18 protein-coding genes are annotated in these 15,904 nt (G+C 51.9%); 4 read left to right on the forward strand and 14 right to left on the reverse strand.

Features of this window, described 5'->3' with window-relative positions; translation table 11 throughout:
• The first annotated feature begins 51 nt into the window (after positions 1 to 51).
• Together NE623_RS11445 and NE623_RS11450 are read left to right on the forward strand one after the other, a co-directional pair.
• Positions 52 to 729, forward strand: coding sequence for a DUF3990 domain-containing protein (locus NE623_RS11445; RefSeq protein ID WP_256272660.1), 678 nt, complete (start codon positions 52 to 54; stop codon positions 727 to 729).
• Entirely contained in the window at positions 710 to 1,360 is a 651-nt protein-coding gene (locus NE623_RS11450) for a helix-turn-helix domain-containing protein (protein ID WP_256272661.1), read from the forward strand. Before NE623_RS11445 ends, NE623_RS11450 begins: the two co-directional genes overlap by 20 nt.
• 72 nt (positions 1,361 to 1,432) lie before the next feature.
• Here NE623_RS11450 and NE623_RS11455 read toward each other — a convergent pair whose 3' ends face one another.
• The 3 genes from NE623_RS11455 to NE623_RS11465 are packed head-to-tail and all read right to left on the reverse strand — an operon-like array spanning position 1,433 to position 2,589.
• Positions 1,433 to 1,819 carry a hypothetical protein gene (locus NE623_RS11455; protein WP_256272662.1) on the reverse strand — a complete coding sequence of 129 codons (387 nt, stop codon included), beginning with the start codon at positions 1,817 to 1,819 and terminating at the stop codon, positions 1,433 to 1,435.
• 1 nt (position 1,820) lies between these two features.
• The gene (locus NE623_RS11460) at positions 1,821 to 2,060 is read right to left on the reverse strand and encodes a hypothetical protein (protein WP_256272663.1); all 240 of its coding nucleotides are present in this window, start codon (positions 2,058 to 2,060) and stop codon (positions 1,821 to 1,823) included.
• Positions 2,050 to 2,589: a DUF5697 family protein gene (locus NE623_RS11465; protein WP_256272664.1), complete on the reverse strand. Its 540-nt coding sequence runs from the start codon at positions 2,587 to 2,589 to the stop codon at positions 2,050 to 2,052. The genes NE623_RS11460 and NE623_RS11465 overlap by 11 nt, the downstream gene beginning before the upstream one ends.
• Before the next feature lie 444 nt (positions 2,590 to 3,033).
• On the opposite strand from NE623_RS11465, the gene NE623_RS11470 reads away from it, so the two are divergent.
• Positions 3,034 to 3,717: an alpha/beta hydrolase-fold protein gene (locus NE623_RS11470; RefSeq protein ID WP_256272665.1), complete on the forward strand. Its 684-nt coding sequence runs from the start codon at positions 3,034 to 3,036 to the stop codon at positions 3,715 to 3,717.
• 1 nt (position 3,718) lies between these two features.
• Positions 3,719 to 4,153 (forward strand): YaiI/YqxD family protein, encoded by a 435-nt coding sequence (locus tag NE623_RS11475; protein WP_256272666.1) that lies wholly within the window; start codon positions 3,719 to 3,721, stop codon positions 4,151 to 4,153.
• Positions 4,154 to 4,637: 484 nt separating this feature from the next.
• Here NE623_RS11475 and NE623_RS11480 read toward each other — a convergent pair whose 3' ends face one another.
• The 11 genes from NE623_RS11480 to NE623_RS11530 form a co-directional block, all read right to left on the reverse strand.
• Positions 4,638 to 5,873 carry a tyrosine-type recombinase/integrase gene (locus tag NE623_RS11480; protein ID WP_256272667.1) on the reverse strand — a complete coding sequence of 412 codons (1,236 nt, stop codon included), beginning with the start codon at positions 5,871 to 5,873 and terminating at the stop codon, positions 4,638 to 4,640.
• A gap of 37 nt (positions 5,874 to 5,910) precedes the next feature.
• Positions 5,911 to 6,081 carry a hypothetical protein gene (locus tag NE623_RS11485; protein WP_178665029.1) on the reverse strand — a complete coding sequence of 57 codons (171 nt, stop codon included), beginning with the start codon at positions 6,079 to 6,081 and terminating at the stop codon, positions 5,911 to 5,913.
• A gap of 105 nt (positions 6,082 to 6,186) precedes the next feature.
• Positions 6,187 to 6,396: a DUF6462 family protein gene (locus NE623_RS11490; RefSeq protein WP_178665028.1), complete on the reverse strand. Its 210-nt coding sequence runs from the start codon at positions 6,394 to 6,396 to the stop codon at positions 6,187 to 6,189.
• A gap of 526 nt (positions 6,397 to 6,922) precedes the next feature.
• Complete coding sequence (locus NE623_RS11495) at positions 6,923 to 7,129, reverse strand: DUF6219 family protein (protein ID WP_256272668.1); 207 nt, start codon at positions 7,127 to 7,129, stop codon at positions 6,923 to 6,925.
• 510 nt (positions 7,130 to 7,639) lie between these two features.
• Positions 7,640 to 12,616: an InlB B-repeat-containing protein gene (locus NE623_RS11500; protein ID WP_256272669.1), complete on the reverse strand. Its 4,977-nt coding sequence runs from the start codon at positions 12,614 to 12,616 to the stop codon at positions 7,640 to 7,642.
• Positions 12,613 to 12,939 (reverse strand): glycosyltransferase, encoded by a 327-nt coding sequence (locus NE623_RS11505; RefSeq protein ID WP_256272670.1) that lies wholly within the window; start codon positions 12,937 to 12,939, stop codon positions 12,613 to 12,615. The genes NE623_RS11500 and NE623_RS11505 overlap by 4 nt, the downstream gene beginning before the upstream one ends.
• 160 nt (positions 12,940 to 13,099) lie before the next feature.
• Entirely contained in the window at positions 13,100 to 13,729 is a 630-nt protein-coding gene (locus tag NE623_RS11510) for a PrsW family glutamic-type intramembrane protease (RefSeq protein ID WP_256272671.1), read from the reverse strand.
• Positions 13,726 to 14,352: a histidine kinase gene (locus NE623_RS11515; RefSeq protein ID WP_256272672.1), complete on the reverse strand. Its 627-nt coding sequence runs from the start codon at positions 14,350 to 14,352 to the stop codon at positions 13,726 to 13,728. The genes NE623_RS11510 and NE623_RS11515 overlap by 4 nt, the downstream gene beginning before the upstream one ends.
• Entirely contained in the window at positions 14,339 to 14,701 is a 363-nt protein-coding gene (locus NE623_RS11520; RefSeq protein ID WP_256272673.1) for a DUF4179 domain-containing protein, read from the reverse strand. The genes NE623_RS11515 and NE623_RS11520 overlap by 14 nt, the downstream gene beginning before the upstream one ends.
• Positions 14,688 to 15,236: an RNA polymerase sigma factor gene (locus NE623_RS11525; RefSeq protein ID WP_256272674.1), complete on the reverse strand. Its 549-nt coding sequence runs from the start codon at positions 15,234 to 15,236 to the stop codon at positions 14,688 to 14,690. The genes NE623_RS11520 and NE623_RS11525 overlap by 14 nt, the downstream gene beginning before the upstream one ends.
• A 25-nt stretch (positions 15,237 to 15,261) precedes the next feature.
• Positions 15,262 to 15,525, reverse strand: coding sequence for a hypothetical protein (locus NE623_RS11530; RefSeq protein ID WP_256272675.1), 264 nt, complete (start codon positions 15,523 to 15,525; stop codon positions 15,262 to 15,264).
• Positions 15,526 to 15,904 lie beyond the last annotated feature (379 nt).

Below are 15,904 nucleotides of genomic sequence, written 5' to 3' on the forward strand. Positions count from 1 at the left end.
GCTTGCAATTATACTCCCGCAGGAGTATAATTGCAATGAGGAGGTGGTCTGATGAAAAAGACGATTTATCACGGCTCGGATCACATTATTGAAAAGCCCCAATATGGCTATGGAAAGCCCTACAATGACTATGGCGTTGGCTTCTACTGCACCGAAAACCCGAACATGGCGAAAGAGTGGGGCGTAAGTATTGACCACAACGGTTATGCAAACGAATATCAAATCGAATGTGACGGTTTGACGATTCTTGATTTGAATGCCTCGGAATATACAATGCTGCACTGGCTGACAATTCTGCTTGAAAACCGTGAGTTTGATGCGTCCACACCGCTGGCGGCGGAAGCTAAGGATTATCTCTTACAGAATTTTCATCTGGACTACAAAACGGCAGATGTCATTATCGGCTATCGTGCCGATAACAGCTACTTTTCCTTTGCCTCTGACTTTATCAACGGTGCAATCTCGTATCGCCAGTTGTGTAACGCTATGCGCCTTGGCAAACTGGGTCAGCAATTTGTACTGAAAAGCCGAAAAGCCTTTGAGCAGCTGAAATTTATGGGCTATGATACAGCAGACGCCAAAGAATGGTATAAGAAGAAAGCGTTCCGTGACCAGACCGCCCGCCGCCAATACTTTGATGTAGAGCGGAACCGCCGCCAAAGGGGAGACCTTTATATTACAACGATCCTTGACGAGGAGATGAAACCCGGTGATCCACGCTTACGATAAAAATTATCTTACCGCTGCACAAAAATGTCTTGCGCGTATGCTGGACTATATGGTCAATGATTTACAGTATCCGCTGGAAACAGTATGGAACTGGTTTTTAATGAGCGAGATTTCCCATCGCTTTGAACTCGGTGATAGCACTATTTTGGCAGGCACTTCCGGTGTGGAACTTGCCCGCAGGGTACTGGAACAGGCAGGGGAGCCGATACCTACACGCAAGGCATCCTATGCGTATGACCGCAGTCCCGAATACTGGACGGGCTGGGCTATCGCATATTACCAGTGGGATACCGGGCTGCGCTTCTCTGAAATTGAGCAGGCTGTGCCGATTTCCAAGGTGCGAATGCTGTATACGCCCTACCATGAAATGGACGTTCGCCAGTTTGCTGATAAGATGAACGAACTGTACCGTGCAGCAAAGCCGGAAACAAACCTAAAGAGCCTGCGCACACTGGCCGAAATGAGCCAGTCGGAGCTGGCACGGCAGGCAGAAATCCCAGTGCGAACCATCCAGCAATATGAGCAGCGCCAGAAAGACATTAACAAGGCGCAAGGGGAAACCTTGCTGCGCTTGGCACGTGTCCTGCATTGCAGTATAGATGATCTGATGGAAAAAGTCCCACAGCAATAACATGAATAAAAAGCGGAAGATTCTCATTTAAGACAGCGGGGATCTTCCGCTTTCATTTTGGTAGTTATCGTATCAGTAAGTATCAAGCATAATTTGCTGCCGCAGGTAAAGGTTTGCCACCGCCGTGATGACCTCGCGACTGCAACGGTACTCCCGAACAGCCTGAGCGAAGTTATCGCAGTTCAGGTCGTTGTCATCGTACAGCTTATCCAGCACATCGTAGCCGTCCTTCAGGCGACGGATGTCCATCTCAATACTCTTAATAATTTCCGCACAGGAGAGGGGAGTCTGCCGGGCAAGGCGAATGACCTTTTTCTCGCAGGAACTGCGGGCATCTACATGGAACAGGCGGCGAGTGATTTTCCATGAGATGCCCTCCAAAAACGTCAGTTTCAAGAACGACAGCACCCGCAGCGGCCATGCCGCGCCGATGGGAACAATGAATCGGCAGGCAAGCAAATCATACCTCGGCTGCCTTGGGATAGTAATAGATCGGCGGCTCGTTTGACACGGAAAAGAACATATTGCGCAGATGTGCCGTGCTTTTCTCACTGAGGAGCGCCGCACTCTCCGCAGTTTTGGCAAACTGCATCGGGTCGGGCACAGGCAGCAGATGCTCCATTTCGTACAGCTTTTTGTGAATGTCGGTGAGTCCGCGCTGCTCCAAGCGGATACGATTCAAAAGTACGTCAGGATTCAAGCTCGGCCTCCTTTTTGTAGTAGCTGACGGTGCCGTCTTCGGCTACCGTGCAGAATCCGGCCGCCTGCGGAATGTCCAGCAACTCAATCTGGGCAGCATCATCGACCACCACAATGCGTTTGCCTGCATCTTTTTGTGGCTGTCGCAGAAGCTGGCAAATCATAGTCTCCTTGCCCTGCGGGATAGGCACGATCTCATACAGTTCTCCATTTGCAAAACAGAGGATAGCTGCCGGAAATTCTCCAACAGTGTGATATTCCACTTGATCTATAAAATCGAGTAGAACCCAGATGCAGCGGGATAAGTCTTTATCTGCGCCGTTTTGTGCTTCTTGATTTGCGTAGTAGCGACCATTTTCGGAACAGAAGATGCGTCCTTCTTTCAGCATATGGGCAAGCAAAGTTTTTGCTGTCGCTTCCTTTTCGGGGAAGAATCGGCAAAGCTGTTCTTCGGTCAGATCGGGGTACAGCGAAATGTTATGCAGCATTTCAACGGCTTCCCGCTGATAAATCGCTGCGCGGTTTTTCAATACAATCACCATCCTTATTGCGCATAAGTGACGCATAAAGACGTATTAAGCACTGCCAACAGCATAGCCACAGGCCGCTAATACGCAATCAATACGCCCTACTGCGTATTAAACTTCTTATTGCGTAATCATTGCGTCAAGGCGGACGTATTACGGTCATCTGCAAAACCTCCCAAATCAGAAATTGCCCAAAACAAAAAGAGCCGCGCCTGAAAAAAGTCAGGTACGACTCTGGGTGAAAATGTCCAACCTTTTTGGCTGAACCCTATTTTGAACATACTAATTGTAACACGCGGGATTATACACGTATATACAATCACTGCGCGGATGTTGTGCAGATGTAATGCAAGTGCAGCAAAAAACTTTCAAGGCAGTGCATCCGGCGCAATCTTGATTCTTTGGTGTGCAGGCATTATAATACGAAGGAAAGGAATCGTCATTTTTATGGATAACCAATTATTGCAGATACAAAACAGAACCTGCCGCATCTACGGCACTGCCAGCGCCGAATACCTGCTGCTACAAATGGTGGATGAACATGACCTTGCAGGGATGGAACGAGAAGTTGAAGCCATACATCGGCAAACCACACAACCATTTTTGCTGGCCGCTGTCCAAGCCGAGAATTGGAACGACGATTTGTCGCCTTGGCCTGCACCGCCCGTATGGGGTAAGCAGGGCTTTGGCGGCAGGGCAGGGGATACGCTTGCATGGCTGGCGCAGGCTGTGCCGAGCATCTGCCGGCAGTATTCTATAAAGGAAGACTGCAAGGTTGTTTTGGGCGGCTACTCACTGGCTGGACTATTTGCTCTGTGGGCGGCAACACAAACGAACGCGCTGTATGGCGTGGCGGCGGCTTCGCCGTCCGCGTGGTTTCCCGGTTGGCCAGAATACGAAGCGGCGCACCCTATCCAAGCGCAGCGTGTTTATCTCAGCCTTGGTGACCGCGAGGAACATACCAAAAACCAGCCGATGGCGGCAGTGGGCGACAACATCCGCGCCCTGCACACCGCCCTGACCCGGCGCAGCACAGACAACGCGCTGGAATGGAATGCAGGCGGCCACTTCAAAGATGCAGACTTGCGGACGGCAAGGGCATTTGTTTGGGTTATGGAAGGAAAACAATAAAGTGACGATTCTGATTGATGCCGATGGCTGCCCGGTGGTGGATTTGACTGTGCAGACAGCCGGAAAGTACAAAGTACCCGTACTGATCCTATGCGATACCGCCCACCAAGTCCAGCGTGACGGCGCACAGACATTGACCTTTGACAAAGGGCCCGACAGCGTAGATTTTGCGCTAGTAAACCGCGTACATCCCGGTGACCTTGTAATCACGCAGGACTACGGACTGGCAAGTATGTGTCTGGCACGCCGCGCCCTCGTGCTGAACCAAAACGGCTTAGAGTATACGCCCGAAAATATAGACGGCCTGCTGTTCCGCCGCCACAAAAACAAAAAGCTCCTCCGTGCCGGAAAGCACCCCAAAGGGGCATCCAAACGAACGAAGGAGCAGGACATAACATATAGAAACGCTTTAGAAAGAATTTTGCAGAGTGCGTAAAACTCTTTCTAAGTCATCTGAAAACGGTGTAACCGTTATTAAAAATTAAAGCCTGTTCTTACTACAAGAGACCGTAAACCTACATCTACCCCCGTCAGCTCTTATTTTATGCCAAACGAGAACAACGCTCTTTTTCTCTTGCATAAGTTTATACATCGTTTGGCGTAAGATTGGCGTATGGCATGATTTCAGTTAGAAACCCACCAAAAGAAAAAGCCTGAAATTTCTCGTATCATCAAGAAATTTCAGACTTTTTTGTGCTCAAATTGACAATTTACTGGTCAATGGGCTTCATCGTGGGGACTTTATTCGGAACTGATTCACAACACTTCGTGATGCTTTACTATCACTGTTTTATGTGATTCCCAAATATTCGTGATCCTTCGTGATTCACCATTACTTTCGTGTATTTGATGTTAATTTGCTGTCCTTGGAAGAATTTTGCTGTCAGAAGAAATACTCAGTAAGAGCCCTTCTTCGCTGATTAAAAAACATCCAGTGTTGCAGCCAATCGTTCAAACGATTCTTGTTTTTTCTGTTCGGTTGCTTCGGCATAAATGTCCATCGTAGTCTGGATGTCTTTATGCCCCATAACCGATTGGATAACCTTCAGGTTGGCCTCTTTTTCGCAAAGCCTTGTACAGAATGTGTGACGCAAATTGTGTGCAGAAAAGTCTGGAAGCAAAACCGCATTACGGTGCTGTTTCTTTGATGCCACTTCTTCGCCCGCATTGTAATCTGCAATGATTCGCTTGATAGCACGATTTACAGATTGCGGATTGGGGACATTGCCGAAACGGCTACAAAAGACAAATCCTGTCATTCCGTCAATTTCAACATCGTTCCAGCCAGACTCTTTCTGCTCTTCTCGCAGCATTTCAAAGGCATCTTTCACGGCATCAAGCATCGGAATTGTCCGAATGCCAGCATTCGTTTTAGGCTTTGAGATATGCTGAATAGAACTGCGGTTCTCTCCTACCGGGTAATAAACTAGGCTATGATTGATGTTGATAGTACGCCGCTCATAATCCAGATTATCCCAGCGCAAGCCCAATGCTTCACCGATGCGACAGCCCGTTCCCAGCAGCACCGTAAACAGCGGCCACCAGTGGCAGTAGACCGGGTGATTGGCGATATGTTCCATGAACGCCCGCTGCTGTGGAATCGTCAGAGCATGGCGTACACCGGTGGTCTGTTCGGAGCTTTTCTTTATCTCTGTCAGCACACCATCGGTGGGGTTCTTCCGAATAATTTCGTCTCGAACCGCCAACTGAAAAGTGGGATGAAGAAGTGTATGAACGCTCTCCAATGTATTCACCTGCAAGTCTTGCTTGTCCAGTAAATAATTGTAAAACTGCAATACGTCCGAATACCGAATCACGGCAATTTTCTTCTTACCAAACGTGTCCCGGACAAAGCGATCATACATATAAAGGTAGTTGCTCCGGGTAGTCTGGCGCAGATTCGTTTTCAGACTCATATAGCGGTCAAAAACAAAGTTGACCGTTGCCTTGCCTGCAACGTAAATGTCCAAACCATCTAACTGATCTTTAGTGAGTTGAGTTTCCTTTTCCCGAAGGGTTACAAGGTCATTTGCGTAGATGTATTTGCGCCGCCCCAGAGGATCTTTATAGGAATACGCATACCGTTTATCGGAGCTGCGCTGCATTTCGCCTTTGCGCAGGGTACGTCCCCGCAAGTCTTTTCTTGTCGTTGCCATATCAATTCTCCTTCTCGAAAGAAGAAGGGCATGATACTTATTCTGGATCTGATAAAATCATATTCAGCCCCAGCAAAACAACTTCTGTCATACTCATTTGATGTTGTGCAGCATAAGAACGGATACGCTCGTATAGGGCATCCTCCACCCGAACATTTACGGATTTCTTTTTTGCATTATCGGATTTTGGTCGTCCCATCTTTGCCATAGCAGTTCTCATCCCTCCACAACAACAGTATACTTATTGTGAAGCAGAAAGTCAAGTTCAGAATTTGCCATTCCGAATTTAGCAATGTACAATTTATGGCTTTGATTACAGAATATGAAAGGATTCTAGATAGCGTTCAAAAATCTCACAGTTTACCAAAGCAACCTTGTCAATTTTGTAAACAGCTTTAGCTTCCTTGGCGAGTTCTTGAAATTTTGTCAGGCCAAGACTGTATTTTTCAGCTCCTTCTTGATACCGGACAAACTTCTTAGCATTCATCTTTGATTTCTCAACATCTTTACGCGAATATCCCATATAAAACACCTCTGTCTGTTTGAAATTTGGGTAAACGTCATTCTATAACGATACAAAAATACCGTGGAAAGAGAAGAAATCTTTCCACGGCACGATCTGTCGTTATAGCTGTGCGTTTTTCTCCCTCTGCAATTCCAAACAGGCAACCTTTCCCGGCGCTGTGCCCTACAATGGCCTTACGGCCAGTGCAGTATGTTTTCTCGCACCTTGGCACGCTCGCGAATTTCCGGTCGTGGCGCTGCTTCCCCAATGCGGTACAAACAGAGGACGCTATTCTCTTTTTCGGAGGCTTTTAACCCTCCTATAGTATAAGAGAACACGTTCCCGGAAATTTTCGCAGAATTTTTCAAATTTCTTCTAAAAAAGTTAAAAGTATTCGAAGCTGCGCATCTTTGTGATTGAAATATAATAGTTGGATGAAGCTGATTGGACAGTATTGTATTTCAATGGCTTAAAGATAAAGAAAGTTGCTGGAGAAAAAATTCTCCAGCAACTTTGTCTTTTATGAATAAAGGCAATTTTTTGTTTAACTATTCTCGCTATTATTTGGTTTAGTTATTTTTTTCTTCTTTGGAGAAACCAGTTTGTGACCGGAATAAATGGACATGCCCATACAAAGCAATGAAGAATAGGCAAAGTATTTATGCACAGTCATAGATTTTTTGATTCCAGAATAAATGCATCCCAACATACAGAAAAGTGCGCCGAAGGACCAGTATTTATGTGATTTCATGATTTGATACCTCCTTTGATTTAACTGATTCAATTATAACGCTTTTTTACGAAAACGCAACGCCTGTACGGGCTATCCAACCCACAGCTCGAATTTCTGCGCAACGCCAGCGAGGGACACGGCATTATCAAGATGGGCAACAGCATGATACCATTCTCCAATCTGGAACCCAAGGATAGTGATGTCTATCAGCTCATCACAACGAAACCGGGAGAAATGAAGAAGCAGGAATGATTTTGCATAAAGAAAAGGCGGGTTGAAGCCCGCCTTAGAGTCAGTGGCAGTTTAGTGCTGCCAGATATTGTTTTCTAAATCACGCAGACGCGCTTTGTAGCCGTTAATAAGCGCCTGCGTGTTTTCTGTATCGGGAAAGCTGACCATATAGCCATCCTCAGATTCGTGAAAACCGACAATGCCCGTATAACAGCAACAGCCGTCACGGCGGGTAAAACCGTGACGGCTGTTCAGGGATTCGCTGTGACCTATTCCGTTTTTGCGGTCAAGCGCTGTTTATCTGCGGCGCTTCTTTTTGAAAATCATGAAACCGCCAGCCAGCGCTATGCCGCCGGCAATCGGCAGCGCGACCCACCATACAGGGGGTTTTGCTGCGGGGGCGGTTGGTTCGGGGGTTGGGCTGCTGTCCGGTTTTGCGGTGGCAGCAGGTGCGGGGGTCGGGCTGCTGCCCGGTTTTGCGGTGGCAGTGGGTGCGGGGGTCGCGCTGCTATTCGGTTTTACGGATGCAGCGGGTGCGGGGGTCGCGCCGCTGTTCGGCTTTGCAGTGGCAGCAGGCGCGGGGGTCGGGCTGCTGTTCGGCTTTGCAGTAGCAGTGGGTGCGGGGGTCTGGCTGCTTTCCGGCTTTGCGGTGGCAGTGGGCGCGGGGGTCGCAGACGCTGCGTCCTTTTCAAAAATTGCCTTGACCTCCACGTCGCCGTCCGGCATGGTGAATCTGTCGTTCTCGATGGTCACGCCGCCGCTGACGACCTGCCACTCTTTAAAGTGATAGCCCGCATTCGGTGCGGCGCTCAAGGCGATTTCCGTACCTGCCACCGCGGTGGTGAGGTCTGCCGAGGCGGTGCCGTTACCGTCCGTTGTTACGGTGACAGCATACGTTTGCACCTGCCGCGCCACCAAGGCAGACTGCCATGCAGAGAGGTTTCCGGCGCTGTCCTGCGCGCGGATATACAGGGCATCGCTGGTTTGCTGTTCCTTCAGCGTTCCTTGGATTGCAAAGCTGCCGTCCCCTGCGGCATAAACACTTTCGCCGTTTTTCCCGTAAAGGATTTCGCTGCCGGCATCCGCTGTGCCGGTGATTTGATAGGTACCCGCAGCCCTGTCCGCATAGAAGATCGGTGCAGAAAGGGTCAGCATCGGGGCGGTGGTGTCCCTGCTTACCAGCAGGAACACGCTGGTCACGTCCTTGCCCTTCACGCCGTTTACGCGGAGCATCAGCGTACCGGTAAAGTCGGGGATGGCAAAGGTGTTCGACCCGTCCGATGTGAGGTTCGTTTCGGTATCCATGCGTGTCACCGTGATGCTGTCGGCACCCTCGCAGGTCACAGCAAGGGAATTGCTGCCGCCGCCCACATAGGCATGGTATACGCCGTTTTCGTCCGCCGCACAAGCTGTGCCGTTCACCGAAAGGGCAAGGTTCAGCGGCGTGTATTTCGGAAGGAGAACGCCGGAGGATTCGGTTTCTGCGCTGTAATACTTTGCGCCGTCCTCCGGCTCGCGGTAGGCGCTTACGCCGACCTTGTAGGTTTGGTTTGCCGTCAGATTTTTGGATTCTGCCGTTTCCTCGCCGCCCACGGTCAGCGCCATATTGATGGCGGTGGTGTCCTTGTCCAGGTCATAGCCAAAGCCGGTATCGACCCAGCCACCGTTCTGTTGCTGATAAATTGTCACGCGGTAACCGTTAGCGTTATCCACCTTCTGCCATTCGGCGCGCATGACCTCGTTGCCGGTGAATGCCAGCGTGGCACTAGCGGGTTTGCTCGGCTGATAGGGATTGTTGTTGGTGTAGCTAACCGGGGTGGCAAACTGCTGGCTGTCGATGGCGGCCAGGACGGTCACATTTTTGGTACTTCCGTCTTCCTCGCTGACCTCAGTGGTCTTTTCCGTCATCAGGAAGGAGGATACATAGTATTCGCCCGTCGGCATCAGCGTACCTTTTGTGGGAATGCTGACCGTATTGCCTTGGGTGGTGTTCACGACTTGTTCGTCCACAAGGTAGGTTGCCTCGCCGGGTTTGCTGCCCAGATAGGTGCGCAGGGTGTAGGTCGTGTTCTCTGCGGGGTATTTCACCCCGCCGGTGAGCGTAGTGCCGTTCTGCGTCAGATCCAGCTTTTCAAACGGTGCAACTGCAAAGCCCTTTTCATCGGTAAAGCTCAGCGCACTCGTACTGACGGTATAGTTGCCGCCCTCGTTCAGGCGCAAAACCGCCATACGGTATTGCTTGCCGTCATCTGCCGACTTTTTCATGTCCGCCAGAATGGTCGCATTGATGTCCGCATTGGGGTCAATATCGCCGTCGTTGGCGATCCAGTGAATGGAAATGGGCGAACCGTCCTCCTTTGCAACTGTCAAAGCGGTTTGGATTTCCGCGTCGGCAACACTGTTGTCAAACGCCAGCACGATGTACGGCGTTTCGCCCGGAGCGGCAGAAACCGTGATGTTTGCCGTACTGCCGCCGTTTGCAGGCGGCGCTGTTTCCAGCTCCATCAGCATGGCAGGCTCTTCCCCGCTGTTTTCCAGCGATACGCCCTGCACCAGCGGCTCAACGCCCTTTGTTGACCAGTCCCATTCGGGCAGCTTGCCGAGCCACTTGGTTTCGATGTCCCAGCCGCCGCCCATGCGGAAATTGGTCTGCACAATGTGCGGCACAAGCACCCACACGCGGGCGTCAATAATTTTTATGTCTACGCCCGCCATCGCGCCGAGGTAGACATCCACATTCTTAAACGCCTGCTCCATGCTCTCGCTGACATTGGCGTTTCTGACGGGGAAGGTCGTCTGCCCGCCCACGATCAGATCGATGTCCGTCCTGGAAAGTTCAAGACCACTGAGGAACGGGATGCCAAGGCTGCTCGGAATCTGCAGCTTACCCTCGACAATACCATTGGCGCCGATGCCGAGATACACGGTGTCCTTGTTTTCGTTTGCACCGCCGAACGCACCCAGCTTGATTGCGTTATCTATGGTAAAGATGTCCAGCGTCTTGCTTGGCAGATTGAGGGCAAGTTCCTCCGAACCGCCGAAGTAGATGCCCTTGTAGGTAACTCCATTATAAGTACGCTCCTGCCCGTTGAGCTGCAGAGAATAGCCGAAGCTGTCGATGATCTGCGCGTTCTTTCCCAGCCCGACGATGCCGACATCCGTTGCCTTGAGGGAAATTTCACTGGGTCCCAGAACGACATTGCCTGTACCCTCAATCAGATGCATATAGGTACCTGTCAGCGCACCCCGCAGCTTGATGGGCGGGATGGCGAAGTAGTCGCCGTTCACGGTTTTTGCCAGATTCATAAAACCCGCGCCGCCGCCGTTAAGCTGCCCGACAGGAACGGGCGGCACAAGGGGGATGCCGGGGCTGGACTTGACATAGAACCACAGATCATCGGGAATGAGCGAGCCGTCCTTTTTGCTGCGTACCAGCGCCAAAGATGCTTCCGTTTCAAACAGGTCGAAGGCGTTCAGCTCCAACTCAAAGGCATAGCTTTCCTCACCCTTGAAGGTGTTGACCTCGCCTTGGATCTTGGCAAGCTCCAGCGCCATCAGCTTTGCGGTGTCAAAGCTGCCTGTGGCCTTTACGCCGTTGACCTTGAACTCGTTGTTTTTGGCATTCAAGCCGTAGCCCAGCTTTTCCATCGAGAACTCGGCACCATTGAAGATGGTCCGGAAACCGATGTTGCCGCTGAACACAAGGTTTCCCACCGCGTCGGCTTTTGCGTTTTTCAGCTTCACCGTGGCATAGGGAATGTCCACAAAGACGATGGCGTCGTTCTTGTCGGGATTGATTTGGAACGCAAAGCCGTCCTTTGTAAGCGAAATTTGCAGGTCATTTTCCGCGCCGTTTTTCGGCTGATAGAACTTGAAGCTCGGCGCGTTCAGGCTTACGCCGCTGTGTTCGATCGTGCCGTCCTTTTTGATGACCAGCTTTCCGCTGCTCTTATTCCATGTCGCCGTGACGGAGGGCGAGAGCATCGCCGCGCCGCCGGTAAAGGTAAACTCCGTGCCGTTCTTGCTCTCATAATCGCCGCTGATCAGCGCAACAGGTTCTCCGTACCGCTTTTTCAGCGCTTGCAGCGCGGCATCGTCCGCCACATACTCCACTGTCACGCCGCCGTTTACGGCGAACGCAGCAAGACGCTTGGCAGAAATGGCAGTATCCACCGTATCCGGCCGGGAGGGGACATTCTCCGCGCCCGCCTTGATCAGATCATGAAAGCCCCAAAGGAAGTGGGAGTAATATTCCGAACCGCTGCCTTCTTCCTGTTCCGAACTGCCGTCTTCTCCCTGTGTGGCATAGGCAGCGCTGTCACACTGCACCCAGGTATCCAGCGGCTTATCGCCCGGTGTTACACTGACGGTCTGCGCCAAGGCAACGCGAATCGGCTTGCCGCTGACGGAGGTGATCTCTTGTTCATAGTAATCCGACAGCCCCACAAAGGGATTTGCCCAAGGGTAGCCATCCGTATAGACTTCGGTGATGTAAATGCCGTCCTTATCGCCCCAGCTGGAATACCCCTTGGGAACGGTTTTTGTGCGCAGATCCTCCACGGGCGCGGTGAATACCGAGCTTTCGGTGGTGATTTGCGGGTTCTCCCCCTCCGGCACGGTGGTGCGGCTCATTTTAATGGCAGGGCCGCCCGGCTTTTCCAGCGTGGAGGTATGTCCCGTGGCGGTAAAGCAGTTGAACGAATACCCCCATTGAAAACCGTAGTCACGATTCCAATCCTGTGGCATACTGTCTTTGTCGATGTAAATCGTACCGACCGACGCCAGCACACCCCATGTGTCAGATGATGCTCCATTCTCCTTGAGTTGGACAAGCTCATAGTAGACCGTTGCCTTTGCCTTGATCAGGCTGAGGGCGGTCAGCAGCGAATACTCCACCTTGATGGCATTCGCGCTGCCGTTGGGCGTTTTGGTCACAAATTCCGCTTTTACCGGCTCAGTCACCACGCCCTCTGTCTTTTTCTTGCCTTGGTCATAATAGGTGGTAAAGGTGCAGCGCGGCGCCTGCCCGATCAGTATGCTTTCCTCATCGGGCTTTGCTGCGGGCGCAACCGTGAGATAGGCATAAGTACCCCATAATTTGCGAAACGTCATATAGATGTACTCGTTTTGCAGGGAAAGCGAACCGTCATCCAGTGTGACGGTTTTTACCGCCCCTTCAGACGGAAAAATGTTCCCCGGCAAAGCCAGAACCTGCATGGGCAGCGCGCCCAGCAGCAGGCAAAGGCTCAAAAGCAGGGATAGAAATTTTTTCATGTTGCGTCCTCCTCGTGTTTTCTTTTTTGCTTTTCCCGTTCATGCAGCCGCATACAAACGACCGTCAGCACAACGGCCGCTGTGAACGCCGCAACGCCCACCAGCACATAGCCGCCCGCGTCCTCCCGCAGCAGCATCGCACCAAAGCCGCCCCAGGCAGCGGTCTGCCCCTGCCCGACAACCCTGTCCGCTGTCTGCATCAGTGCCGCAAACAACAGCATACACACAGCGCTCAGTCTGCCGATGCCGCGTTTCTGCCTTCGTCTGGTATTTTTTCGTATCTGCCTTTTGACAAGCTCGACCCGCCTTGTGGTATCATACATATCGGTGGAAGCCTCCTCTCCGGTTTGCTGAAGTCTTGGGTGAAAAGTCCTTTCACCTATATAGGTACAAAAATTCGGGAAAACTCTCACCCAAAATGCAAAAATTTACAAAAAAATGAGGGAGCCGCCCAAAAGCAGCTCCCAAGAATCGGATATTCGGTTATTCTTTTCGTACCATACGAAGTGCAGACAGCTTTCCCGCCGCCACCAGTAGCACCGGCAGGGAATAGGCGATGTACTGCGCTGCGCCGCCGTAGGTGATCAGCAGATTGTAGATAGCGTGCAGGGTGATCGCCGCGCCCAGCAGCCCGCAGGTTCCGGCAATCTTCAGCCATGTCCGCTGCCATGTGTAGGCAAGCCCGGTGCCCACAATGATGCCGCACAAAACGTGCATGGCACCTGTACCGAAGCCCCGAAAAAAGATGAACGAGAATCGGTCGGCGCCGTTCTGGATGAGATAACACACATTTTCAAAGGTGGCAAAGGCGAGCGCGACTGTGATGGCGGTGGACTTGATTTTTTCACCCTCCGGCTCAAACACCAGCAGGTAGAATGCCAGCGGCAGCAGCTTCATGATTTCCTCCACCACCGGCGCAATCTCCGCCGTGGCGGCAAGGGCGTCCGCCTGACACACCGCCGCGAGGAAGGTGTTGATGTAGGCGGAAAGCAGACATACTCCCATTCCGGCAATACAGAACAGAAAAAAGCGGAGCTGCCGCCTGCCCATGCACAAGGCGGCCACCAGCAGCGGGGACACCATACAGAGGAAGATATTTTCAATGTAGGTCATACTTCCACCGCCTTTTTTACCGCGGGCAGCAGTCCCAACAGGGCGAGAGTCAGGAGCAGATCGCACCAGAAGGCAGGGCTTGCGGGAGAGGTAGCCGACCAGAAACACCCCACCGTCCAGAGCAGATATTCCGAACCGACATAGCAGAGCACGCCGACGTGGAAATACCGCCTATTCCGCGCTTCGCCTGTCCGGGTATTCGCATAAAAAAGCCCCCGTGCCGCGCAGAAGGACAGCCAAATCATCAAGCCGCACCAAATCAGGTTGGATAGGATATCCCCATAGGTGCAGTAGAACACCAGCAGCGGCACGCCGACCAAGGGGGCGAGCCACGCTTTTCGGCAGCAAAAGCTGCGTTCCTCCGAATCAGTCAGCGTGACCTGCAAAATCCGCAGAAAAATCGCGCTGGCGACCCAGCCGAACTCCGACACATAAAAGACCCGCGGCGTGGTATGGAACAGCAGCAGGTACAGCGTCCAGTAAAGCGATCCCAGGGCAAAGCAGCCGTAAAAGCAGAGCAGCAAAAAGTACGCCTGTCTGCGACTTTTTTGCCATGCAATGCCCGAGAGCACCGCGCCAAGGAAGGTAGTCAACAATTGCAGCAGATTTTCAATCAGCTCCATGCCGCCCCTCGCCTTTCCTGTCCGAACTATCCTCCCGGTTCATCTGCCTAAGCCGGAAGCACAGAACCGTCACGCACACGCCCAAAAGAAAGGACAATAGCCCTATGACAATGTACCCGAGTGCCGCACCCCCGCCATACATACTGGCGGCGGTTTCATAGCCCGCGTAGTCGCCGGGTCGGATTCCCGCAACCACACCGGGCATGGCAAAGGACACCCCCACGATCAGCACAAGGCACGCCGCAGTAGCAGAAAACATGGCGATTGTACCGCGTCGTCGCTGTTCCTTGCGCTGTCTTGCGGCGATGCGCCGCTTTGTTTCCGCAAAGCGTTCTTCATGGCTCCGCATTTGTGATTCCCTCCCGTTCCAGTAATTTACGCAGGCTCTCTTTTCCGCGATACACCAGATTGGTGATCTGCTTCACGGTTTTTCCCATAACCTCTGCCGCCTGCTCGTAGCTCATCCCCTCAAAGTAGGTCAGATACAAAACCTCCCGATAGTCCGGGTTCATTTCGCCCATACAGCCGTGCAGGATGCGGTTGCGCTCTGCTGTGCCGATGACCTCCTCCGCCAGCAGCTGAGCGTCCGGTTCGTCGGTCAGCGCATCCAGGCTGAACATCAGCCTTCGTTTGCTTTTATGGCGCAGCGCCATGTGCCGCGCCGCCTTATACAGATACGCCTTGAAACCGCCGTCGCGGATGCGGGGCTTTTTCGTGAACAGATAGGCGAACACATCCAGCATCAGCTCCTCTGCCTCGTGTATATCGTGCAGGTAGCCGTCGAGGTACAGGGTCAGGGGATCGCCGTATTTTTCCATCAGAGCCTCCAGCCCCGCGTCATCGCCGTTCAGATACTGGCGGTAAAAATCCCCGTCGCAGACCATGGTGTTCCCCTCCTTCCTGCGTTCATTATACGCCGTGTGGGTTATCGCGGTGGATGTACTCCGGTATGCCGCAGCCGACCTCCGCCTTGAATTTCAGCGACAGGCTGCGGCTGCACAGCCCGCATTCGTGCGCCAGTTCCTCTAAACGCAGATCCTCGCGCAGATGGGTGGAAATATATTGCAGGCAGTTTTTGATGACGGCTCTCTGTGCGCCACCTTTTTGGTATCCACCACGCGGTTGCAGAAATCCAACGGCACCGGGCAGAGTGCGTGCAGTTGTTCGCAGCATGGAAAAACATCCATAAAGCACTCCCTTTTCTCTCTAACTGTATCACAGTTCTTCCATTACAGTCAAGATATCGACAATAAATGCAAGGGCTGGCTGCCCCTGCAAAAAAGGGCGGGCTTGTGATTTTTTGCAAAGGCTATTGAGTGTTGGAGCTTGTTCTTGTTTATGTCATGTCATAGTTAAGCCGGCAAAAAGCATAAAAGACAAAGCTATCGCTTTATAACTCTTTGTGTTTTTCGATAATATATGAGAACAGAGCTTACGAAGCGGGAAAAGACCACCGATATTTGGTTTGACGAGAAAGACCCCCTTATCCATATCCGCACCCACAACACCGACTTAAAGAAGCGGCTTGCCGCCTACGCCGGACAGCACCCCG

It is taken from the genome of Gemmiger formicilis, assembly GCF_024462815.1.
In the GTDB taxonomy this organism is placed as follows: domain Bacteria; phylum Bacillota; class Clostridia; order Oscillospirales; family Ruminococcaceae; genus Gemmiger.